Below are 24230 nucleotides of genomic sequence, written 5' to 3'. Positions count from 1 at the left end.
GCGGCGAGCCGAGGCGGCCCGGGCGGCGAGCTGGGGCGGCCCGGGCGGCGAGCTGGGGCGGAGCCCGGCTCCCCGATGCCCGCCGCCCGCGGAACCGCCCACGAACGGACATCGGTATCAATCGCCCTTAAACTGGTCACATGGGCAGCGGGAATGAGGGCCCGAACCAGGGCCCCGAGGACTTCGGGCCGGATCCACTCGGCGACTTCCTCGCACGCTTCCTCGGGACCGGGCCGGCCGGGCAGCGCCCCGATTCACGCCATGTCGACTTCGGCCGGCTGATGAGTGAGAACGCGCGGCATCTCGTCTCGGCCGCGGCGTCCTACGCCGCCGAACACGGCAGCACCGACCTCGACACCGAGCATCTGCTGCGGGCCGCGCTCTCCTCCGAGCCCACCCGGACCATGGTCTCGCGCGCCGGAGCCGACCCCGACCGGATCGCCGCGGACATCGACCGGGAGGCGGGAGGCGGCCCGCCGCGCAACTCGGTCGCCGTCACCCCGGCCGTCAAGCGGGCGTTGCTCGACGCCCATGAGATAGCCCGCTCGCGCGGCTCCTCGTACATCGGCCCCGAACACGTACTGATCGCGCTCGCCGCCAATCGCGAGTCCACCGCCGGGCAGATCCTCAACGCCGCCCGCTTCGAACCCCGGGCCCCCGGGCCGCCCCAGACCGGTGGCCTCACGCCCAGCGCCCCCACCACCGACCAGCGGCCCGTCGTGGACCAGCGGAAGACCCCGAACCTCGACCGGTTCGGCCGTGATCTGACCGAACTGGCCCGCGAGGGGCGGATCGACCCGGTGATCGGCCGCGATGAGGAGATCGAGCAGAGCATCGAGGTGCTCGCCCGGCGCGGCAAGAACAACCCCGTCCTCATCGGCGAAGCCGGAGTCGGCAAGACGGCCGTCGTCGAAGGGCTCGCCCAGCGGATCACCGACGCCGATGTGCCGGACATCCTGCTCGGCCGCCGGGTCGTCCAGCTCGACATCGCGAGCGTCGTGGCCGGCACCCGCTTCCGCGGCGACTTCGAGCAGCGGGTCACCGGCATCGTCGACGAGATCCGCGCCAACACCGACGAGTTGATCATCTTCATCGATGAGCTGCACACGGTCGTCGGCGCCGGCGGCGGTGGCTCCGAGGGCGGCCAGATGGACGCGAGCAACCTCCTCAAGCCCGCGCTGGCCCGCGGTGAACTGCATGTGATGGGCGCGACCACGCTCCGGGAGTACCGCCAGTACATCGAGAAGGACGCCGCGCTCGCCCGCCGCTTCCAGCCCATCATGGTCCCCGAGCCCACCCCCGCGGACGCCGTCGCCATCCTGCACGGCCTCCGGGACCGCTACGAGGCCCATCACCAGGTCCGCTACACCGACGAGGCGCTGCTCGCCGCCGTCGAGCTCTCCGACCGCTATCTGACCGACCGTTTCCTGCCCGACAAGGCCATCGACCTCATGGACCAGGCCGGGGCCCGGGTCCGGCTGCGCTCCAGCGGCCGCGGCACCGATCTGCGCGCCCTGGAGCGCGAGGTCGAGCAGCTCACCCGGGACAAGGACCAGGCCGTCGCGTCCGAGAGCTACGAACACGCCACCTCCCTGCGGGACCGCATCGCCGAACTCAACACCCGGATCGCGGAGGCATCGGGTACGCAGTACCACGGCGGGCGCGTCGCCGAGGTGACCGTCGAGGACATCGCCGAAATCGTCTCCCGGCAGACCGGGATCCCCGTCGCCAGCCTCACCCAGGAGGAGCGCCAGCGCCTGCTGGGCCTGGAGGAACACCTCCATCGGCGGGTCGTCGGGCAGGAGGAGGCGGTGGCCGCCGTGGCCGACGCGGTCCTGCGCGCCCGCGCCGGACTCGCCGACCCCAACCGCCCGAGCGGCAGCTTCCTCTTCCTCGGCCCCACCGGCGTCGGCAAGACCGAACTGGCCCGCGCCCTGGCCGAGGCGCTCTTCGGCAGCGAGGACCGCATGGTCCGCCTCGACATGAGCGAGTACCAGGAGAAGCACACCGTCAGCCGGCTGGTCGGGGCGCCCCCCGGATACGTCGGGCACGAGGAGGCCGGGCAGCTCACCGAGGCCGTGCGCCGCCAGCCCTACTCCCTGCTGCTCCTGGACGAGGTGGAGAAGGGCCACCCCGATGTCTTCAACATCCTGCTCCAGGTGCTCGAGGACGGCAGGCTGACGGACGCCCAGGGCCGCACCATCGACTTCAAGAACACCGTCATCGTGATGACCAGCAACCTCGGCTCGGAAGCCATCACCGGACGCGGTGGCCCCCTGGGCTTCGGCGGCGGTGGCGACGAGGCCGACGAGGCGGCGCGCCGGGAGCGGGTGCTGCGCCCGCTGCGCGAGCACTTCCGGCCGGAGTTCCTCAACCGCATCGACGAGGTCGTCATCTTCCGGCGGCTCGCCGACGACCAGCTCCGGCAGATCGCCGATGTGCTGCTGGAGGAGACCCGGCGCCGGCTGCACGCCCAGGACGTCAGCGTGGAGTTCACCCCGCCCGCCGTCGAGTGGCTGGCCCGGCACGGACATCAGCCGGAGTACGGCGCCCGGCCGCTGCGCCGCACCATCCAGCGCGAGGTCGACAATCCGCTCTCCCGGATGCTGCTCGGCGGCACGCTGCCGGCCCACAGCCATGTCCGGGTCGATGTGGAGAACGACAGGCTGGCCTTCCACACACAGGAGGGAGCGCGGACGGGGCAGCCCGGCCCGCCCGGTCAGGCGGAGGAGCCGCGGGACCAGGCGGAGCAGCCGGACGAGCCGGGCGGGCCGGATCAGCCCGAGCGGTAGCGCCACGGCGAGCGGGGGCCGGGTCAACGGCCCATCGTCAGACCGTCCTTCTTGGCGCCCCGGCTGAGCACCGCCTCCTGGATGGTGCTCAGCGCGCTGGTGTAACCCGGGTTGCCGGGGCTCTTCTCCAGGGCCCGGGGGAGGTTCACCAGGGAGATCGGATCGTTGTCCACGGCGTGCGGGATGTACTCCGCCTTCTTCACCTCCCACGCCCTGCCCTCGGCGGTGGGCGGGGCGAAGGTGAAGCGCGCCGCCGAGCCCATCTGGCCGCGCTTGTCGGGCATGATCCCCGCGATCTGGTCGCCCATGCCGTAGACCACCCAGGTGCCGTTGACCTTCTCGTACGCCTGGGGGACATGGGCGTGGGTGCCGATGATCAGGTCGATGTCGCGGCGGCCCCCGTCCTTGGAGGCGGTCAGCTTCTTGGCGAGCGCGAGCTGCAGCTTGTCCGGCGCCTGCTGCCATTCGGTGCCCCAGTGCACGCTGACGACGACCACATCGGCCCCGGCGCGCCGCGCGGCCCGGGCGTCCTTGATGATCCGCGCCGGGTTGATGAGGTTGACCAGCCAGGCCTTGCCCTTGGGGACCGGGATGCCGTTGGTGCCGTAGGCGTAGGCGAGCTGGGCGACCTTGGCGCCACCGGTCTCCATCATCGTGGGACGGGTGCTCTCCGCGGCGGAACGGGCCGATCCGGCGTGCTTGAGCCCGGCCTTGTCCATGGCGTCGAGGGTGCGGACCACTCCCTCGGGACCGGCGTCGAGGGTGTGGTTGGAGGCGGTGGAGCAGGAGTCGTAGCCGAGGCTCTTCACGGCCGAGGCGAGCTGCGGAGGCGTCTTGAAGGTCGGATAGCCGGTGAACGGCCCGTGGGCGGCCCCGTAGACGGTCTCCATATGGCAGATGGCCAGGTCGGCCCCGGCGACGACGGGCGCGGCCGCCCGGATCATGCGCTGGAAGTCATAGCCGTCACCGCCCGCGTCCGCCTGTGCCTGCCGGATGACCGAGGCGTGTACCAGCAGATCGCCGGTGGCCACCAGGGTGAAGCCCTTCATGGCCCGGTGCCTGGCCGGCGCGGTTCTCGACGGCTTCTCCTCGGCGTTGGGGGCGGCCGGTGTCCCGCTGCCGCACGCGGTGACGGCGCCGAGCAGGGCGACGGCGAGCAGCGCCGTCCGATGGCGTGGGTGATGGGACACGGTGCACTCCGCACTGGTCCGGGCCATGCCGGACCCTTTTGTTCTGATTGTCGGATTGTCATATTTATATGCACGACATCCGGAGGGCTTGCGGAGTGGTGGGGAGCTTCACCGGTTCGGCCGATCCGATGTACCCGATGGGCCCGGCCGCCGCTTGTTCGGCGCCCAACGATGGGACAATGCGCGCCGGTCGCGTGAAGCCGCCGCCCGGGCGGTCCCCGAGGTCGCCGTCGGTCGCGTAACTCCCGTGTGAACATGGGCGGTCAGCGATGCGCGCGGGGTGCGGAGCTGACACCATGGGGTGTGCCGCCCGCGACATACGGCGGGAGCTCGGGGGAGGACGCTCCATGCAGATCGGCCGGCCCAGCATCACCGCCCGCGGCGCGGCCGCGTTCCGCGCGGCCCACCAGGAGCTGGAGGGCGGCCGGGTGTTCTCCGATCCGCTGGCGCTCCGTATCCTCGCCGCCGACGCGGACGATCCCCTCCTCGAGGCGGCCTTCCGGCCCGAGCGCGAGGATGTGCGCCTGTCCGTGGCCGCCCGCGCGCGGTTCGCCGAGGACGCCGTAGCGGCCGCCGTGGCGCGCGGGGTGCGACAGGCGGTGGCGCTGGGGGCGGGGCTGGACACCTTCGGCTGCCGCAATCCGTACGAGGCGGAGGGCCTGCGGGTGTTCGAGGTGGACCACCCCGCGACCCAGGAGTGGAAGCGCGACCGGCTGGCCGCCGCGGAGATCCCCGTACCGCCCTCGCTGATCTTCGCACCGGTCGACTTCGAGCGGCAGGGCCTGGCCGACGGGCTGACGGCGGCGGGCTTCGACCCGGCCCGCCCGGCGTTCTTCATCTGGCTCGGGGTGGTGCCGTATCTGACGCACACCGCCGTACTGGACACGCTCGGCTTCATCGCGGGCCTGCCGGGCGGGTCCGGAGTCGTCTTCGACTACGGCGAGCCACCGGACCCGCTGCCACCGGAGCACCGCGCCGTGCACGAGGCCCGCGCGGCATGGGCCGCCGAGGCCGGTGAGCCCTTCCTCAGCTTTTTCACCCCGGAGGAACTCGCCGGTGACCTCCACCGGCTGGGCTTCTCCGCACGGGAGGACATCCGCTACCGCGACCTCACGGCCCGGTACGAGAGCGGACACCGCATGGCCGACGGGTACGCGGACCTGGGCGCCCATGTGATCCACACCTGGATCCAGGGCTGAGCCCGGGCCGCCGGTGGGCGGCCCGGGCCCCGTCAATTCCCTTATCGGTGAAGCGACTTGGTGAGCCCGTCGGCGGCGGTCACCGGTACGGTGACCCGGCTGCCGCCCAGGTCCACCGTCACCTTGGCCCCGGTCGCCTCCTCGAAGTAGAGGAAGTCGGCATCGGTGCCGCCGAGGACCAGCCCCAGCCGATGGCCCGGTTTGATCTCGTAGTCGTTCGGCAGGGTCTTCCAGGTGATCCGGTAGGACCGGCCGGGGGTCATCGGCTCGGGGGTGGTGACCGAGTGCCGGTTCTGGGCGTCCATCCAGCCGCGGGCGATCACCTCGGAGGATGTGCGCGCCGTCACATTGGCGGTCTTCTGGTAGCAGGCGTCGTCCTGGGCGGTGCTCTCCCCGTGGCAGGACTCCTCGTCCAGTCCCCGCAGACCGTCATGGATCCTGTTCTGCGGCTCGTTGCGGTTCCAGTCGATCCGTTCGTCCTCGCCGTAGTCCACGAGCAGCGCGGTGAGGTTCGACGTCGGTTTGTCGAGCGTGACCCGCAGATCCACGGTGGGCGTACCGGAGAGCCGCACCCCGGTGCGCAGCGGCGGGGTGCGGAACGCCAGCCGGCCCGGACGGCTCGCCGATGGGTCGGCGGTGAGATCCGCCTCGCTCAGCTTGGTGTCGGTGAAGGTCCCGGTGCCGCTCACGGGGCTCAGTGCCAGGGAGCCGTCGGGCCCCGGGCGCAGGGGCACCGAGGAGGCGCCGGCGGGCCAGTCGGCCTGGGTCGTCCAGGTGGTCGGGCCGGTCTGCAGATCGACCCGGGGCTCGTCCATGATCCCGTTCCGCACGCCGTAGAGCCAGTGGTCGAACCACCGGTGCACGGTGTCGACCCACTGCGCGCGCCGACCGGGCCAGTCGAACGGATCGGTGTGCCCGTAGCGGCCCAGCCACAGCTTGCGTGGCACATCGCGCTCGGCCAGCGGGGCCCACCAGTTGGCGAGCTGGTCGATCCGGACGTTGTAGTCGCTGAGGTCGTGTGCGGCGAGGACGCTCGCGCGCACCTTGTTCACCTCGGGCGTCGGCTGCGCGATGTAATTGCGCTCATGCCAGTGGGCGTTGTAGTTGCCGGTGGCGTCGTCCTCGCCGGCCTGCAGCCGGTCGCGCACCGCCTGGCACTTCTGGGGTGGGTCGGTGTCCAGCGCCGTCGTCAGATAGGAGGCGAAACCATTCCAGTGCTTGGCGCCATTGGTGCGGGCGAAGTCGTACCACGAGCTCATCCCGGAGATCGGGACGATGGTCTCCAGTCCCTCCACACCGGTGCCGGCCACGGCGTTGGCCAGCATGCCCTCGTACGAGTGGCCGATCATGCCCACCTTGCCGGTGGACCAGGAGGCCTTCACCTCGCTGCCGTCGGCCGCGTACGCCGTGGCCCGGCCGCCCAGCCAGTCGATCGCCGCCTTGGCCGCCGCCACGTCGGAGGCGCCGCCGATCGTCAGACAGCCGTCGGATCTGCCGGTCCCGGTCACATCCACATCGACCACGGCGTAGCCGCGCGGCACGAAGTAATTGTCGTAGAAGAGCGGGAACTTGGCCGGGGCGCCCTGGGCGTCGTAGCTCTTCCGCTCCGACTCGAATCCGCGGCCCACGGTGTCGTTGTAGGGGCTGGCCGACATGATGACCGGCACCTTGAGCCCCTGCTGGGTCTCCTTGGGCCGGATGATGTCCACCGCGACCCGGTCCTCGTGTCCATCGCCGTCACTGTCGATGGGCGTCTGGACCATGAGGTGCTCACGCACGGCATCCGGATACGAGAACACCGGCTGGGTGCGGCCGTCGACCACCTTGGCACCGGGCGGGCCGACGGGCTGGGCGGATGTGCGGGCCGACGCGGGCCCGGCGGGCAGTGCGGCAAGGGCTGTCGATATCGCGACCGCGGCGATCACGGCGCCGCGCCATCGTGAGGTGGGCATACGGACCTCCTGGCCACGGCCCCCGCCCCGGGATCGGAGTCGGCGATTGACCGGTCGGCGATCCCGGGGTTCCGGGGCCATGGAGGCTACTCGGCGATTTTCGTACGCATGGTCCAGCGAAAGATCGCTGTGGTGATGTCAGCGGAATCGCTGACGAGTTCGAAGTGCTCGTATCCGTCGCGATGCTGGATTTTGAGCTTCTTGCTGGTGAGGGTCGACCGTCCGGTCCGGAATGCCCGGGGCAGATCGTCAGGTCCGCCTTCGAGGACGACCTGGATCGGGCTGCCGTCGGACAGGTAACTGACGTGATCGCTCATATGTCCACCTCCTTACGCGGTCTTCCTCATGCGGGAACATGCAGTTCCAGCCGGTCATCCGAGGTGAGGATGGCTCGCTGCATGTCCTGCAGGGCCCGGCACGGTTCGAGCCCGAGTTCCTCATTGAGCGTCTTGCGCGCCGCTTGATACACATGCAATGCGTCCGCCCGGCGGCCACAGCGGTAGAGCGCCAGCATCAACTGACGGTGGAGTGCCTCCCGCAAAGGATGCTCGGTGGTCAACTGGTACAGATCACTCACCAGTTCGCGATGGCGGCCGAGCATGAGCCGGGAATCCGTCAGCATCTCGATGCATTCCAGCCGGGCCTCCTTCAGCCAGGTCTGAAAGCCTTCGAGGATCGGCCCATGGCATACATCATCCAGCAACGGATCGCGCCAGAGATCGAGTGCGCTTTCGAATGTGGCCGTGGCCTGCTGGTAGCGCCGCTCCCTGAGATGATCCCGGCCCTCGCACACCAGTCGTTCGAAGCAGTGGAAGTCGAGGCGATCGGGGCCCAGCCGCAGGACATATCCCGGGGGGCGGGTGAGAACGGGGCTTTCGCTCTGGTTGGGCCGGCGCAGGAACTTACGGATCTGGGAGACATACACATGGAGCCCGGCGATCGCCCGGCGCGGCGGATACTCCCCCCAGATCTCCGCGATGAGCTGGTCGATCGGGACCACCTGATCGGCGCGGACGAGAAGAACGGTCAACAGGACCTCGATCTTCCGCGCCCTGATGGTTAATTTCCGCTCTCCTTCTACCACCCGGAGAGGTCCCATGATCTCATATCGCACGATGTGCCCCATCCGAGTCGCCGACGAGTGCGGTCATGGGACAGTCGGCGCCTTTGCCGGAAGTGCCCGCGATGTTTTCTGGGTGTTTCCTCGATTTCGAGGACGATGTCCGTCTGCTTCCGGAGGCGAACGCCTGTGCGGGATGGGCTCTGGTGGTCCGCGCGGATCGCCGCCCCCGGCCGCCCGGGTGGCGCGCGGAAATTGTCACGTCCCCGGAGTCCGGCGACCCCGGAGGGGATGGGAAGTGGGCGCTTGCTGAGCCGCTTGCGTGTGGAAAGTGGTCCGGTCGCGCCCCTCTGCGCGGGGACGGGCGGTGCCGCCGGATCCACTGACGCACGCCGTTCGCGACTGCCATTACTCACCCCTCTTTTATCGGGGGCCCCGCCGAGGAATCAGAGAACTGACAAGATCGGACGCCTTCGGCGGGTGCCCCACATCGTAAGCAAGTCCTATGACTACCCACCTCACCTAGAATCCGGATATACGCGCCCTCGAGGCGGCGTCCTCGACGGTGCGGAGCGGGTATTCGCAATACGTCCGGAAGATCGGAATCCGGATATCCCGCACGTGAGGTGTTGCAGTCCGCGAATGAGAATACGCGGATCGCATCGGCCGGGACAAGCGAATCATGCGAGATCATGGGCCCCCTGGCGCCGCTTTGATGAGGAGCGAGGAATTCCGGCTCCACGGGACCCATGAAGGGGATGTCGAATAACCGTCAGGTTTGTTGCTGATTCAGGGCTTGTGGGCCACCACGATCGCGCAGCCGGCGCTCGGCACGGTGGGGAGCGCCGACTTGGCGGCGTCCAGTACCTCCTGGACGCTGACCCCGTGCCGCGCCTCGAACTCCCGGCGGCAGCGCAGGATGCCGTCGATCATCCGGTTGGCGGTGTCCTTCGTGTTCTCGGTGACATCGGTCAGCTCGTCGAGCACCAGCCCCGCGTCACCGATCAGACCGGGCCAGTCCTCCAGCCGGGTCAGTGAGGTGACCACGTCGGGATCGCCGTCCGGCTGGTAACTGCCGTCGCTCGGCGGGGTGACATCCGTGAGCACCAGCCGGCCCCCGGAACTCAGCACCCGGGCCATCTCCCGCAGCGCCGTCGGGCGGTCCATGTGATTGATCGATTCGAATGCGAGTACGGCATCGAAAGCCGCGTCCTCGAAAGGCATGGCCATGGCGTCGGCGTATTGGAATGCCACCTGGTGGGACAGATCGGCCAGCCGGGCGGATTCGGTCGCCTGCTTGACCTGGAGCTCGCTGATGGTGATGCCCAGGACATGGGCACCGGTGGCGGTCGCCACGCGCATCGCGGGTTTCCCGATACCGCAGCCGACATCCAGCACCCGGTCTCCCGAGCCCACCCGCAGCCGCTCGATCAGCAGATCCGTGAAGCGATCGGTGGCCTCCTGGACCGAACGGGTATCGGACGGGCCGTCCCAGTAGCCGAAGTGGAAGTTGTCGTCCCACGCCATCTGCAGAAGCGGTCCCAGCGAGCTGTAGTAGTCCGACACCGTGCCGCCTGGCGGCACGGCCGATGGAGATGTCATGACACTCCTCCTGTGTGCTGGAGATCGGGTCGGCCAAGGGCACATAAAGGGCTCACCCGCTCAGCGATGGTCATGGGTTCCGGTAACGCGTCTCTAAAGTCACCGGCCGCGGCCTATTTGGTCTTGCTTTAGAGCCGCGCCCCACGATGGGCCACGTGCTCGCACCGATCATCAATCCGGAGCGGGAGTGCCGCCCATGACCCAGAACACGCAGATGTTCTCCCAGCGCCATATGGGGTGCGATGGATAGCGCCGCGCCCAACCGGACACCTCAGCAAGCGGAGCCCATCGCCGTGGTGGGAATGGCCTGCCGCCTGCCGCACGCACCCAGTCCGTCAGCCTTCTGGCGGCTGCTGCGGCAGGGCGGGAACGCCGTCACCACCATGCCGGAGGACCGCCGCCGGACCGGCGCCGCCGCCACAGGCACCGTCGACACATGGGGCCCGGCCGGTGGCACCGTCGTCGCCGACGGCCCGGCCAGTGGCGCCGTCGTCGTCGCCGACGGTCCCGTCGCCGACGGCCCCAACTCGGCGGCCCCGACCTGGTACGGCGGCTTTCTGGACCGCGTCGACACCTTCGACGCCGCCTTCTTCGGCATCTCGCCCCGCGAGGCGACGGCCATGGACCCCCAGCAGCGGCTGATGCTCGAACTCGCCTGGGAGTCGTTCGAGGACGCGGGAATCCGCCCCGGAACACTGGAGGCCACCCGGACCGGTGTGTTCGTCGGCGCCATCTGGGACGAATACGCCACCCTGCTGCGCCGGGACACCACCGCGGCCGCCCGGCACGCCATGACCGGTGTCCACCGCAGCATCATCGCCAACCGGGTCTCCTACGCGTACGGTCTGCGCGGTCCGAGCCTCACCGTCGACACCGCACAGTCGTCCTCGCTGGTGGCCGTCCACACGGCCTGCGAGAGCCTGCGGCGCGGGGAGTGCACCCTGGCGCTGGCCGGCGGTGTCAACCTCATCCTCACCGAGGACAGCATGACGGCCGCCGCCGCCCAGTTCGGCGGGCTCTCCCCGGACGGGCGCTGCCACACCTTCGACGCCCGCGCCAACGGCTTCGTCCGTGGTGAGGGCGGTGCGGCGGTCCTCCTCAAACCCCTGGAAGCGGCCGTACGCGACGGCGACCCGGTGTACTGCGTCATCCACGCCGGAGCCGTCAACAACGACGGCGCCACCGACGGACTGACGGCCCCCAGCCCGGCGGCCCAGGAGGACGTGGTGCGCACCGCCCACCGGCGGGCCGGAGTCGCACCCGACGAGGTCCAGTACGTCGAACTGCACGGCACCGGAACGCCCGTCGGCGACCCCGTCGAAGCGGCGGCACTCGGCGCCGCGCTCGGCACCGCCCGGACGGACGGCACACCCCTGCTCGTCGGTTCCGCCAAGACCAACGTGGGCCACCTCGAAGGCGCCGCCGGCATCGTCGGCCTTCTCAAGACCGCCCTCGGCATCAGGCACCGCCTGCTCCCCGCGAGCCTCCACTTCGCCACCCCGAACCCGCGGATCCCGCTGGCAGAGCTCGGACTGCGGGTCCAGGACCGGCTCGGCGAATGGCCCCGCCCGGACCGGCCACTGTTCGCCGGGGTCAGCTCCTTCGGCATGGGCGGCACCAACTGCCATCTCGTCGTCGGCGAAGCACCCGCGTCCGCGTCCGTGCCCGCGTCCGCGTCCGTGCCCGCACCCGCACCCGCGTCCGTGCCCGCACCCGCGTCCGTGCCCGCCTCTGTGCCCGCACCGGCCGACACCCCCGCGCCCCCTGTGGTGGCCTGGCCGATCTCCGCGAAGACCGACGCGGCGCTGCGCGCCCAGGCCGGGCGGCTGCGGGACCATCTGGCGGACCACCCCGATCTCTCCCCGGCCGACATCGCACACTCGCTGGCCACCACCCGCACCGCCTTCGACCAACGCGCCGTGCTCCTCGGCGAGGACACCGACGAGCTGCTGAGCGGGCTGGACGCGCTGGCCGAGGGCGGGGAAACTGCCGGAATGGTGCGGGGCCGGGCCGTGGACGGCGGCCTCGCCTTCCTCTTCAGCGGTCAGGGCAGCCAGCGAGCGGCCATGGGGCGTGAGCTGTACGCCGCCCATCCGGTCTTCGCCGCGGCGCTGGACGAGGTGTGCGACTGTCTGGACGCACGGCTGGCGGAGCCGCTGCACGAGGTGATGTCGGCCCAAGCCCCCTCGCCGAGGGCGGAGTTGCTCGACCGGACCTCGTACACCCAGCCCGCGCTGTTCGCCGTCGAGGTGGCCCTGTTCCGGCTGGCCGCATCCTGGGGACTCACCCCCGGCCATGTGATGGGCCACTCGGTCGGCGAGATCGCCGCGGCCCATGTGGCCGGTATGCTCACCCTGCCCGACGCCTGCGCTCTGGTGGCCGCCCGCGGCCGGCTGATGCAGTCGGTCACGGCGAAGGGGGCCATGGCCGCGCTGCAGGCCGACCCGGACGAGGCCGCCGGACTGCTCGCCGGATGGGAGGACCGGCTGGACATCGCCGCCGTCAACGGTCCCTCGTCCGTGGTGATTTCGGGCGACCACGACGCCGTCCACGCGGCAGCCGCCGTCTGGCGCGAGCGCGGCCGCAAGGCCCGGCTGCTGAAGGTCAGCCACGCCTTCCACTCGCCGCACATGGACGGCATGCTGGACGAACTGCGCGCCGCCGCCTCGGAGCTGACCTTCTCCCCACCGGCCGTCCCCCTCGTCTCCAATGTGACGGGACGGCTCGCTACCGCCTCCCAACTCGCCTCACCCGACTACTGGGCCCGGCACGCGCGCCACGCGGTGCGCTTCATGGAGGGTGTGCACACCCTCCTGGACGCCGGTGTCACCACCTTCGTCGAACTCGGACCGGACGCCCCGCTCACCGCCATGACCCGCGAATGCCTGACCGCACGGCCGGGGCCGGCCCCCGGGCGGCCGGGCCCGGCCGCCGTGGCGGCGCTGCGCCGCGACCGACCCGAGGCGCGCACCTTCGCCACCGCCATGGCCCAGGCGTATGTCCGCGGCGCCGAAGTGGCCTGGGACCGGGCCTGCGGCGGGCAGCCCCGGCAGCGGATCGCCCTGCCGACGTACGCCTTCCAGCGGGACCGCTACTGGCCCGGCACCCCACCCGAATCCACCGCACCGGCCACCTCCGCCACCGAGACGGCCACCTCCGAGACGGGGACGGCCACCCACGCCACCGGGACGGACCGCGCCCCGGATCCGGTACCGCCCGCAGGAGAGACGGCCGAGCCCGCCGACGCGGCGTGGCACCGCGATCCACTGGACACCGTGCGGACGCATGTGGCTCTCGTCCTCGGGCACTCCGAGCCGGGCGCCATCGATCCCAGCCTCACCTTCAAGGAGCTGGGCTTCGACTCGCTCGCGGCGACCGAACTGAGCGAGCGGCTCGGCGCGGCCACCGGGCTGCCCCTGACCGCCACGCTCGCCTTCGACCACCCCACGCCACTGACCGTCGCCGACCATCTGCGCGCCCACACCACCCCCGTCACCGGCCCCTCCACCGCGTCCACGGCCACCACACGGCGCGACGCCGGTGAACCGATCGCGGTGGTGGCCATGGGCTGCCGCTTCCCGGGCGGGGTCGATTCGCCCGAGGCGCTGTGGCGGCTGGTGGCCGAGGGCGCCGACGCGATCGGGGAGTTCCCCCGGGACCGCGGCTGGGACCTGGCCGGACTCTTCGACCCCGACCAGGACCGCCCCGGCACCAGCTACGCCCACGAGGGCGGCTTCCTCCACGACGCCCCGGAATTCGACGCGGAGTTCTTCGGCATCAGCCCCCGCGAGGCGCTGGCCACCGACCCCCAGCAGCGGCTGCTGCTGGAGACCGCGTGGGAGACGTTCGAACGGGCGGGCATCCGCTCCACCACCCTCCGGTCCAGCCCGACCGGTGTGTTCGTCGGCGTGACGGCCCAGGACTACGGCCCGCGGCTGCACGAGGCGCCCAAGGGGCTCGACGGCCATCTGCTGACCGGCGGCACCCCGAGCGTGGTGTCCGGCCGCGTGGCGTTCACGTTCGGCCTGGAGGGGCCCGCGGTGTCGGTGGACACGGCGTGTTCGTCCTCCCTCGTGGCCGTCCATCTCGCGGTGCGGGCGCTGCGGCAGGGCGAGTGTGCGCTGGCCCTGGCCGGAGGGGTGACGGTGATGGCCGCACCCGGGATGTTCACCGGCTTCTCCCGTCAGCGGGGACTGGCCCCCGACGGGCGGTGCAAGCCGTTCGCGGCGGCAGCCGATGGCACCGGCTGGAGCGAGGGCGTCGGCCTGCTGCTCCTGGAACGGCTGTCCGACGCCCGGCGGGAGGGCCACCGGGTGCTGGCGGTGATCCGGGGCTCGGCCGTCAACCAGGACGGCGCCTCCAACGGCCTGACCGCGCCCAACGGCCCCTCCCAGCAACGGGTGATCCGCCAGGCCCTCGCCGACGCCCGGCTCTCGCCCTCCGAGGTGGACGCCGTCGAGGCACACGGCACCGGGACCACCCTCGGCGACCCGATCGAGGCCCAGGCCCTGCTCGCCACCTACGGTCAGGAGCGGACCGGGGAGCGGCCCCTGTGGCTGGGCTCGCTGAAGTCCAACATCGGCCACACCCAGGCCGCCGCGGGCGTGGCGGGCGTCATCAAGATGGTGATGGCCATGCGGCACGGCCTTCTGCCCGCCACCTTGCACATCGACGCGCCCAGCCCGCACGTCAACTGGGACAGCGGCGTGGTGCGCCTGCTGACCGGACCGGTGGAGTGGCCGCGTGACGAACGCCCCCGCCGCGCGGGCGTGTCCTCCTTCGGTATCAGCGGCACCAACGCACACCTCATCGTGGAACAGGCCCCCGAGCCGGAACCCGCACCCGCCGAGGCGCCGACGGACGAGGACGACCGACCGGTGCCCTGGGTGCTCTCCGCCCGGAGCGCCGAGGCCCTTCGAGGACAGGCCCGGGAGCTGGCCTCCCGCATGGCCGCCGACAACCCGCCGTCAGCCCGGGACGTGGGCTGGTCACTGATCACCACCCGGACGGCGTTCGAGCACCGCGCGGTGGTGGTCGGCGACGACAGCGACGAACTCACTGCCGCACTCCGGGCGTTGGCGACCGAGGGCACCCACCCGGGCGTGGTGCACACGGGCACGGCCGCCACGACGGGCGGTGCGGGCCCGGTGCTGGTCTTCCCCGGACAGGGCTCGCAGTGGGCCGGGATGGGTGCTGGACTGCTGGACGCGTCCCCGGTGTTCGCGGCCCGGGTGGCGGAGTGCGAACGAGCGCTCGCACCCCACGTCGACTGGTCGCTCACCGACGTTCTGCGGGGGGCCGAAGGCGCCGCCGATCTGAGCCGGGTGGACGTGGTGCAGCCGGTGCTCTGGGCGGCGATGGTGTCCCTGGCCGCCGTATGGGCCGAGTACGGTGTGCGGCCCGCCGCCGTCGTCGGCCACAGCCAGGGCGAGATCGCGGCGGCCGTGGTGGCGGGGGCGCTGTCCCTGGAGGACGGCGCCAAGGTCGTGGCACTGCGCAGCCGGGCCCTGCGGCGACTCGCCGGAGGCGGGGCCATGGCTTCCCTCGGCGTGGGCCACGAGCGGGCGGAGGAGCTGCTGTCCGGGCTCGGGGATCGGGCCGCCGCGGTAGGGGTGGCGGTGGTGAACGGGCCCGGGTCCACGGTGGTGTCCGGGCCGCCGGAGCAGGTGGCCGCCGCCGTGACCACCTGCCAGGGGGCGGGCGAGCGGGCGCGGATGATCGAGGTGGACTACGCCTCGCACAGCCCGCAGGTCGACGAGATCGCCGATGAACTCACCGTACTTCTCACCGGAGTTGAGCCGGTCGGCGCTTCCGGGTCCGGGGTGGCGTTCTACTCCACGGTGACCGGTGGCCGGGCCGATCCCGCCGTCCTGGACACGAGCTACTGGGTGCGGAATCTGCGGGATCGGGTGCGGTTCGCCGAGGCGGTCCAGGCGCTGCTGGCCGCCGGCCACCGGGTGTTCATCGAGGCCAGCACCCACCCCGTCCTCACCATGGCGATGCGGGAGAGCTTCGAGCACGCGGAGAGCACCGCCGCCGCGGTGCCCACTCTGCGCCGGGACCACGGAGACCTGGTCCAGCTGACGAAGTCGGTCGCGCAGGCGTTCATCGCCGGGGCCGAGGTGGACTGGTCGGCAGCGTTCCCGGGCGACCCCACGCCTCGTACGGTCGATCTGCCCACGTACGCCTTCCAGCGCCGGCGCTACTGGCTGGACGCCCCTGGCGGGTCCGGCGGGGACCCCGGCGCCCTCGGCCTGGTCGCCGCGGACCATCCGCTGTTGGGCGCCGCAGTGCGGCTCGCCGACGGCAGCGGCCATGTGCTGACCGGACGGCTCTCCCCGCAGACGCACGGCTGGCTCACCGACCATGTGGTGGCGGGCGTGGCCCTGGTCCCCGGAACCGTGCTGATGGAGTGGGCGCTACGGGCGGCCGACGAGGCCGGCTGCGGTGCGGTGGAGGAACTCGCGCTGCGGCTGCCGCTGGTGATGCCCGCGACGGGCGGTCGGTGTGTCCAGGTGGTGGTGGGCCCGTCCGCCGCCGACGGACGCCGTGACATCGCGGTCTACTCCCTCCCCGACGACGCCCTTCGCACGGGCGGGGACACCGACTGGATGTGCCATGCCGTGGGCGTCCTCGGCCCCGCCGTACCGGAGAGCCGAGCGGGGGAGCTGCCCGGGACATGGCCGCCGCCCGGAGCTCGGCCGGTGGACACCGACGGTTTCTATGAACGGATCGCCGCATCCGGATACGCCTACGGAGCCGCGTTCCAGGGGCTGCGCACGGTATGGCGGGACGGCGCCGATCTGCTGGCCGATGTGGAACTGCCCAAGGCCGCGGGAGAGCCCAGTGGATTCGGTATCCACCCGGCCCTGCTGGACGCGGTGCTGCATCCGACGCTGCTGACCGGCCAACTCGATGCCGGGCCGGAGCCGGACGAGGGGCGGATGTGGCTGCCGTTCACCGTGAGCGGCGTGTCCTTGTGGGCGGCCGAGGCCACCGCCGTACGGGTCCGACTCACCCCCCGTCCGCGGACCGCCGAGGGCGAACGGGAACTGCGGGTTGTCGTCGCCGACGCCGTGGGCGCCCCGGTGCTGACGATCGACGCGCTGCTGCTGCGCCCCGCCGAGCCCGATCAGCTGCGGGCCCTGAACACCGGCCGGGTGGCCACCGATGGCGGCGGTGGCGGAGGCGTACGGCGGCGCACCGCTGCCGCCGCCGAAGTGCCGTCCGTCGACTGGGGCGCCAGGCTGGCGCGGCTGTCGGCCGTCGACCGGTATCGCACGCTCCTCGGCCTGGTGCGCGACCACGCCGCCACCGTGCTGGGCCACACCGATGCCGAGGCGGTGCGCGCCGACGCCAGCTTCAAGGAGCTGGGCTTCGAGTCGCTGACCGCTGTCGAACTGCGCGATCGCCTCGCGGCCGCCACGGGGCTGCGGCTGCCCGCGGCCCTGATCTTCCGGCATCCCACCCCGGAAGGCATCGCCCACCACCTTGTGCGACGGCTGACCTCGGACGGCACCGCCGCCACCCCCACCGCGATCGTCCCGCCGAGCACGCAGGTGCCACGGCAGCCGACGGATGAAATGAGCGCGGCCCAAAGGCTGGAGTCCGCCTCGGCGGATCAGGTCCTTGAGTTTATTGACAACGAGCTTGGTGTGTCCTGAATGTGCCGGGCGCGACGATCGCTGAAGGCCGGGTGACCCTCATGGCGAACGAAGAGAAGCTGGTCGAGTACCTCAAGCGCGTTTCCGCCGATCTGCACGATACGCGTCTGCGTTTGCGCGAGGTGGAGGAGCGTTCCCACGAGCCGGTGGCCGTGGTCGGCATGGCCTGCCGCTTTCCCGGCGGGGTCACCTCCCCGGAGGAGCTGTGGGAACTGCTCGTCTCGGGTGTCGACGCCATCGGGGACTTCCCGACGGACCGTGGCTGGGACCTCGAGAACCTTTACCACCCCGATCCGGAGCACTACGGCACCAGCTGTGTCCGCCAGGGCGGATTCGTCGAAGCGGACCGGTTCGACGCGGCGTTCTTCGGCATCAGCCCCAGGGAAGCGCTGGCCATGGACCCGCAGCAGCGGCTGGTGCTGGAGATGGCCTGGGAATCCTTGGAGCGGGCCGGTATCGACCCGGTGTCGCTCAAGGGCACCCGCACCGGTGTCTACGCCGGTGTGTCCAGCCAGGACTATCTGTCCCGGGCACCGCGCATCCCCGAGGGGTTCGAGGGCTACGCCACCACGGGCGGACTCACCAGCGTGATCTCGGGCCGGGTGGCCTACACCTTCGGTCTGGAAGGGCCGGCGGTGACCGTGGACACCGCCTGCTCCGCCTCGCTGGTGGCCATGCATCTGGCGGTACAGGCACTACGGCAGGGCGAGTGCACCCTGGCCCTGGCGGGCGGTGTCACCTCACTCGCCACCCCCATCATGTTCACCGAGTTCTCCCGGCAGCGCGCCCTGGCCCCGGACGGCCGGTGCAAGTCCTTCGCCGCCGACGCGGACGGCACCGGCTTCTCCGAAGGCGTCGGCCTGGTGGTGCTGGAGCGGCTCTCGGAGGCGCGGCGCAACGGCCATCGGGTGCTGGCGGTGATCCGGGGCTCGGCCATCAACCAGGACGGCGCCAGCAACGGCCTTACCGCGCCCAACGACGTGGCCCAGGAACGCGTCATCGCCCAGGCCCTGGCCAACGCTCAGCTGACGCCCGGCGATGTGGACGCCCTCGAAGCACACGGCACCGGCACCAAACTCGGCGACCCGATCGAGGCCGAGGCCCTGACCGCCACGTACGGCCGGAACCGCCCCGCCGAGCGGCCACTGCTCTTGGGCTCGCTGAAGTCCAACATCGGCCATACGCATGCGGCGGCCGGTGTGGCAGGCGTGATCAAGATGGTGATGGCGCTCCGGCACCCACACCTGCCCGCGAACCTGCACCTGGACGTCCCCACCCCGCATGTGGACTGGGAGGGCAGCGGGCTGCGGCTGCTGGATCAACCGGTGGAGTGGCCCCACCTGGAACGACCCCGTCGCGCGGCGGTCTCCTCGTTCGGCATCTCCGGCACCAACGCCCATCTGATCCTGGAGCAGGCGCCTGAGGACGATGCGCCCATGGGCCCGGCCCGCTCGGACATGGGCACGGTTCCGTGGGTGCTCTCGGCCCGGAGCAAGGAGGCGCTGCGGGGGCAGGCTGCCGCTCTGGCCGAGCGGGTGGAGGGCACGTCCGAGCTGTCGTCTGTGGATGTGGGCTGGTCGTTGGTGACGACGCGTTCGGTGTTTGAGCATCGGGCGGTGGTGGTGGGCGGTGACAGGGCCGAGTTATTGGCTGCTGTGGAGGCGTTGGCGACGGACGTGTCGCATCCGGGTGTGGTGGAGTCGGGTGGGGCGGCGTTGGGTGGGGCGGCGTTGACGGGTGATGTGGGTCCGGTGTTGGTGTTTCCGGGTCAGGGTTCGCAGTGGGTGGGGATGGGTGCGGAGTTGTTGGAGGTGTCGCGGGTGTTTGCGGCGCGGGTGGGGGAGTGCGAGCGGGCGTTGGCGCCGTATGTGGAGTGGTCGTTGACGGATGTGTTGCGGGGGGCTGATGACGCCGCCGATCTGAGCAGGGTGGATGTGGTGCAGCCGGTGTTGTGGGCGGTGATGGTGTCGTTGGCTGCGGTGTGGGCGGGGTTTGGGGTGCGTCCTGTGGCGGTGGTGGGTCATAGCCAGGGTGAGATTGCGGCTGCGGTGGTGGCGGGTGCGTTGTCGTTGGAGGACGGCGCGAAGGTGGTGGCGTTGCGGAGTAAGGCGTTGCGGCGGTTGGCCGGTGGTGGGGCGATGGCGTCGCTCGGTGTGGGTCAGGAGCGGGCGGCCGAGTTGTTGTCCGGCCTGGGTGATCGGGTGGCCGGTGTGGGGGTGGCCGCAGTGAACGGGCCCTCGTCGACGGTGGTTTCGGGTCCGCCTCAGCAGGTGGCTGCGGTCGTCGCCGGGTGTCAGGAGGTGGGGGAGCGGGCGCGGTTGATTGAGGTGGATTATGCCTCGCATGGTCCTCAGGTGGAGGAGATCCGGGGTGAGTTGGATGAGGTTCTGGGGGGTGTTCGTCCGGTTGTTGGTGGGGTGGATGGGGTGGCGTTCTATTCGACGGTGACGGGTGGGCGGGTGGATGCGTCGGTGCTGGACGCCGGGTATTGGGTGTCGAATGTGCGGGAGCGGGTGCGGTTCGCTGATGCCGTTCAGGCGTTGGTGGCGGATGGGCATCGGGTGTTTATCGAGGCCAGTAGCCATCCGGTGTTGACTCTCGGTCTGCAGGAGACGTTTGAGCGGGTGGGTGTGGACGCGGTTGCCGTGCCCACGTTGCGTCGCGATCACGGTGGCCAGGCTCAGCTCCTCCACTCGCTGGGCCAGGCGTTCATCGCTGGGGTCGAGGTGGACTGGCGGGCCGCGTTCCCGGCCGATCCCACGCCTCGTACGGTCGATCTGCCCACGTACGCCTTCCAGCACCAGCGCTATTGGCTCGACGGCCTCAGCGGCGGCCGGGATGCCGATCCCACCGACCTCGGCCTCGTCCCCGCGGGGCATCCGCTGCTCGGCGCCGCCGTGGAGCTCGCCGACGGCCAGGGCCATCTGCTGACGGGGCGGCTCTCGGCACGGTCCCATGGCTGGCTCGCCGACCATGTCGTGGCGGGCGCGGCTCTGGTGCCCGGGACGGCCCTGGTGGACTGGGCGTTGCGGGCCGCCGATGAGGTCGGCTGCGGTGGGGTGGAGGAGCTGGCGCTCCAGGTGCCGCTCGTGTTGCCGCCTCACGGCGGGGTCCGGCTGCAGGTGGTCGTCGGCGGGCCCGGCGCCGATGGCCGGTGCGATGTGCGGATGTACTCGCGTCCGGACGACGGTAGCGACACGGCGGCCGGATGGGTGTGCCATGCGGAGGGCGTGCTGAGCCCGCCTCCCGAGGGTTCCGGGCCGGTGGAGGAGTTGGGTGGGGCGTGGCCACCGGCGGGTGCGAAGCCGGTGGAGCCCGTGGACTTCTACGAGCACATCGCGGCGTCGGGGTATGCGTACGGCCCGGCCTTCCAGGGGCTGCGCGCCGTGTGGCGGGACGGCGCTGACCTGCTGGCCGAGGTGGCGCTGCCCGAAGCGGCGGGGGAGCGGACGGGGTTCGGCATCCACCCGGCGCTGCTGGACGCCGCGCTCCATCCCGTTCTGCTGACCGAGGGGTCCGCGAGCGACGCCGCCGAGTCGGCCGATGGCCGGGTGTGGCTGCCGTTCACCTGGAACGGAGTGTCGCTGTGGGCGGCCGGGGCGACCACCGCACGGGTGCGGATCTCTCCGTACGGGCCGAGCGCGGAGGGGGAGCGCACGCTGCGGGTGACCGTGGCGGACGCCCTGGGTGCGCCGGTGCTGAGCGCCGACGCGGTGGTGTTGCGATCGGCCGACGCCGATCAGCTGCGTACGGCCCAACGCCCCGGCGCCGATGGGCTGTTCGTCATGGACTGGGTTCCCTTGCCCGTTCCCGCGCCGCCCAACGGCCACGACCAGACCACCGGCCCCGCAGCCGATGACACCGGCTGGGCGATCCTGGGGCCCGGGGACAAGGCTCCGGCCGGGGCCACCGCCGTATGCCATCCGGATCCGCAGGCGTTGATCAGCGCGCTCGACGCGGGAGCGCCCGCCCCCACGGTCGTACTGGCACTTGAGCCCGTCAGGCAGGCGGCTGCGCCGGGTGGCGGGATCGCGGCCGACGGTCTGGCCTCGGCGCAGCGGATTCTGGCGCTGCTGCAGGACTGGCTGGCCGAACCACGCCTGGCCGAGGCCCGGTTGGTGGTGACGACGTGCGGTGCCGTTGCGGCCGGTGACCCGGACGGGGTTGATCCCGCGGCCGAGGGTCTGGACGCGGCGGGGGCCACGGTATGGGGTCTGGTGCGCAGCGCGCAGGCCGAGAACCCCGGCCGTTTCCTGCTGCTCGATCTCGACCCCCACACCGAGGTGTCCGCCCGCCTCGTGGCCGACGCCGTGGCGCGCGCCGTGGAGATGGACGAGCCCCAGCTGGCGCTGCGCGCGGGGCGGGCGCTGATGCCCCGGCTGGTGCGCGCCGCGCGCAGCGGGGGCCTGGCGGCCCCGGTGGGGCCGTCCGCGTGGCGGCTCGGACTCGAGGGTGCCGGGACCGTGGACTGTGTGCGGCCGGTGGCCTGCCCGGAGGTGCTGGACCCTCTGCGGGCGGGCCAGGTGCGGATCGATGTCCACGCGGCGGGCGTCAACTTCCGCGATGCGCTGATCGTGTTGGGGATGTATCCCGGGGACGCGGTGTTCGGGGGCAGTGAGGGCGCCGGTGTGGTGCGGGAGATCGGCCCGGAGGTGACCGATCTGTCGGTGGGCGACCGGGTGACGGGCCTGTTCGAGGGCGCGTTCGGCCCGCGGGCCGTGGCGGACGCCCGTACGGTGGTGCCCATTCCCGACGGCTGGACCTTCCGGCAGGCGGCCGCGGCCCCCGTCGTGTTCCTCACCGCCTGGTACGGCCTCGTGGAGCTGGGCGGGCTCCAGGCGGGCGAACGGGTGCTGATCCATGCCGCGACCGGTGGTGTCGGGACGGCCGCGGTGTGGATCGCGCGCCATCTGGGCGCGGAGGTCTATGCCACGGCGAGTCCGGGGAAGCATGCGGTGCTGGAGGCGATGGGTATCGACGAGGCGCACCGGGCCTCGTCCCGCGATGCGGACTTCGAGGAGACGCTCAGGGAGGCCACCGGTGGCCGGGGTGTGGATGTGGTGCTCAACAGCCTCGCCGGGCCCTTCGTGGACGCCTCGCTCCGCCTCCTCCGCGAAGGCGGCCGGTTGCTGGAGATGGGCAAGACCGATATCCGCGACCCGGAGCGGATCGCGGCGGAGTATCCCGGTGTCCGCTATCACGCGTACGACCTGATCGCCGATGCCGGTCCGGACCGTATCGGTCACATGCTGTGCCGGCTGAACGAGTTGTTCGCCTCCGGTGCGCTGGAGCCGCCTCCCGTACGGGCGTGGCCGCTGAGCCGGGCGCGTGAGGCGCTGCGGTGTCTGAGCCAGGCCAAGCACACCGGCAAGCTGGTGCTGGACGTCCCCGCCTCCGTGGATCCCGAGGGCACTGTGCTCATCACCGGTGGCACCGGCACCCTCGGCCGACACGTCGCCGAACATCTCGTCCGCGCCTGGAACATCCGCCATCTGCTGCTGGTGAGCCGCAGCGGCCTCGACGCTCCCGGCGCACCGGAGCTGCTGGCCCACCTCACCGACCTGGGGGCCGACGTGCGTATCGCCACTTGCGACATAGGCGACGCCGCCCAAGTGGCCGAAGTCCTCGTGGGCATCGGCCCGGCACACCCCCTGACCGGTGTCGTGCACGCGGCCGGGGCGCTGGACGACGCGATGCTGCCCTCGCAGGATCCGAAGCGGCTGGCGCGGGCCTGGGCGGCGAAGGCCGCTGCGGCGGCCCAGCTGCACACCGCCACCGCGCATCTGCGGCTGGGCATGTTCGTCCTGTTCTCCTCCTTCGCCTCCGATCTCGGCACCCCCGGCCAGGCCAACTACGCCGCCGCCAACGCCTTCTGCGACGCCCTGGCCACCCGCCGCCAGGCGGCCGGGCTCCCCGGGCTGTCGGTGGCATGGGGACTCTGGGCGGCCACCAGCGGTCTCACCGCACGGCTGGCCGACGCCGATCTGGCCCGGATCGGCCGTCTGGGCATCAAGGCCAACAGCACCGAGGAGGGGCTGGCGCTGCTGGACGCGGCCTGCCACCACGGTCATCCGCATCTGCTGGCGCTCCACCTGGACACCGGCTCCCTCGCCGCGCAGCCCCCCGGCGCCCTCCCGGCCCCCCTGCGGGCCCTGGCCACCGTCGGCGGCAGCGGCCGGGCCCGGCCCACGGCGGCCGCCGTGGGCCAGAACACCGACTGGGCCGGCCGGCTCAGGGGGCTGCCGGCCACCGAACAGCACCGGCTGCTGCTCAATCTGGTGCGCACCCAGGCGGCCACGGTGCTCGGCCACGCCGATCCGGGGGTGGTGCAGCCGGACGCGTCGTTCAAGGACCTCGGCTTCGACTCGCTGACCGCCGTCGAACTGCGCAACCGGCTGGCCGCGGCCACCGGGCTGCGGCTGCCCGCGGCCCTGGTCTTCGACCACCCGGAGGCGGCGGTGCTGGCCGAGCATCTGCGCCAGGAGCTCGCGCCGGACGGCGAGCCCGGCGCCCCGGGCCCCGGCGTGCCCCAGCCCCATCCCGTCCTCAACGAGCTGGTCAGGCTGGAGAACAGCCTGTCGGCCGTCGTCGTCGAGGACGTGGACTCCGGCGCGGTCACCGCCCGGCTGGAAACGTTGCTGTCCAAGTGGAAGGCGATGTGCTCGCCGGCGGAGTCGGACGACGGCAATGCCGTGGAGCGGTTGCAGGTGGCGACCGCCGATCAGGTTCTGGAATTCATCGACAACGAACTTGGCCTGTCATGAACAACGT

Annotated in this window: 9 protein-coding genes; 4 read left to right on the top strand and 5 right to left on the bottom strand. The window is 71.7% G+C overall.

Annotated elements, in window-relative coordinates; all coding sequences use genetic code 11:
* The first annotated feature begins 140 nt into the window (after positions 1-140).
* Positions 141-2792 (top strand): ATP-dependent Clp protease ATP-binding subunit, encoded by a 2652-nt coding sequence (locus tag J8403_RS04120; RefSeq protein ID WP_211121912.1) that lies wholly within the window; start codon positions 141-143, stop codon positions 2790-2792.
* Between the two features lie 23 nt (positions 2793-2815).
* Here the strand turns inward: J8403_RS04120 and J8403_RS04115 are convergent, their stop codons facing one another.
* The gene (locus J8403_RS04115) at positions 2816-4009 is read right to left on the bottom strand and encodes a CapA family protein (RefSeq protein WP_211121911.1); all 1194 of its coding nucleotides are present in this window, start codon (positions 4007-4009) and stop codon (positions 2816-2818) included.
* Positions 4010-4329: 320 nt separating this feature from the next.
* Here J8403_RS04115 and J8403_RS04110 point away from each other — a divergent pair, with 320 nt between their 5' ends.
* Complete coding sequence (locus tag J8403_RS04110) at positions 4330-5181, top strand: class I SAM-dependent methyltransferase (protein ID WP_211121910.1); 852 nt, start codon at positions 4330-4332, stop codon at positions 5179-5181.
* A gap of 41 nt (positions 5182-5222) precedes the next feature.
* Here the strand turns inward: J8403_RS04110 and J8403_RS04105 are convergent, their stop codons facing one another.
* From J8403_RS04105 to J8403_RS04090, 4 genes are all read right to left on the bottom strand, one after another.
* Positions 5223-7133, bottom strand: coding sequence for a Xaa-Pro dipeptidyl-peptidase (locus J8403_RS04105; RefSeq protein WP_211121909.1), 1911 nt, complete (start codon positions 7131-7133; stop codon positions 5223-5225).
* Positions 7134-7219: 86 nt separating this feature from the next.
* Entirely contained in the window at positions 7220-7450 is a 231-nt protein-coding gene (locus J8403_RS04100; protein WP_211121908.1) for a DUF5988 family protein, read from the bottom strand.
* A 26-nt stretch (positions 7451-7476) separates the two neighbouring features.
* Positions 7477-8247, bottom strand: a complete 771-nt coding sequence (locus J8403_RS04095; RefSeq protein ID WP_059144684.1) for an AfsR/SARP family transcriptional regulator — start codon at positions 8245-8247, stop codon at positions 7477-7479.
* 735 nt (positions 8248-8982) lie between these two features.
* Positions 8983-9795, bottom strand: coding sequence for an SAM-dependent methyltransferase (locus tag J8403_RS04090; RefSeq protein ID WP_211121907.1), 813 nt, complete (start codon positions 9793-9795; stop codon positions 8983-8985).
* Between the two features lie 242 nt (positions 9796-10037).
* Between J8403_RS04090 and J8403_RS04085 the strand changes: the two genes are divergently transcribed.
* Both J8403_RS04085 and J8403_RS04080 read left to right on the top strand, forming a co-directional pair.
* The gene (locus tag J8403_RS04085) at positions 10038-17459 is read left to right on the top strand and encodes a type I polyketide synthase (RefSeq protein WP_246585682.1); all 7422 of its coding nucleotides are present in this window, start codon (positions 10038-10040) and stop codon (positions 17457-17459) included.
* A gap of 41 nt (positions 17460-17500) precedes the next feature.
* Complete coding sequence (locus J8403_RS04080) at positions 17501-24223, top strand: SDR family NAD(P)-dependent oxidoreductase (protein ID WP_343245251.1); 6723 nt, start codon at positions 17501-17503, stop codon at positions 24221-24223.
* The last annotated feature ends 7 nt before the right edge of the window (positions 24224-24230 follow it).

This window comes from Streptomyces yatensis (genome assembly GCF_018069625.1).
GTDB lineage: Bacteria > Actinomycetota > Actinomycetes > Streptomycetales > Streptomycetaceae > Streptomyces > Streptomyces yatensis.
The sequence above is the reverse complement of the archived record's forward strand: the minus strand, read 5'-3'. Positions and strand labels throughout refer to the sequence as shown.

Excerpts from the sequence above, each read along its gene's own strand:
- J8403_RS04120 (WP_211121912.1), top strand. The coding sequence starts at position 141 with ATGGGCAGCGGGAATGAGGGCCCGAACCAGGGCCCCGAGGACTTCGGG.
- J8403_RS04115 (WP_211121911.1), bottom strand. The coding sequence starts at position 4,009 with ATGGCCCGGACCAGTGCGGAGTGCACCGTGTCCCATCACCCACGCCAT.
- J8403_RS04110 (WP_211121910.1), top strand. The coding sequence starts at position 4,330 with ATGCAGATCGGCCGGCCCAGCATCACCGCCCGCGGCGCGGCCGCGTTC.
- J8403_RS04105 (WP_211121909.1), bottom strand. The coding sequence starts at position 7,133 with ATGCCCACCTCACGATGGCGCGGCGCCGTGATCGCCGCGGTCGCGATA.
- J8403_RS04100 (WP_211121908.1), bottom strand. The coding sequence starts at position 7,450 with ATGAGCGATCACGTCAGTTACCTGTCCGACGGCAGCCCGATCCAGGTC.
- J8403_RS04090 (WP_211121907.1), bottom strand. The coding sequence starts at position 9,795 with ATGACATCTCCATCGGCCGTGCCGCCAGGCGGCACGGTGTCGGACTAC.
- J8403_RS04085 (WP_246585682.1), top strand. The coding sequence starts at position 10,038 with ATGGATAGCGCCGCGCCCAACCGGACACCTCAGCAAGCGGAGCCCATC.
- J8403_RS04080 (WP_343245251.1), top strand. The coding sequence starts at position 17,501 with ATGGCGAACGAAGAGAAGCTGGTCGAGTACCTCAAGCGCGTTTCCGCC.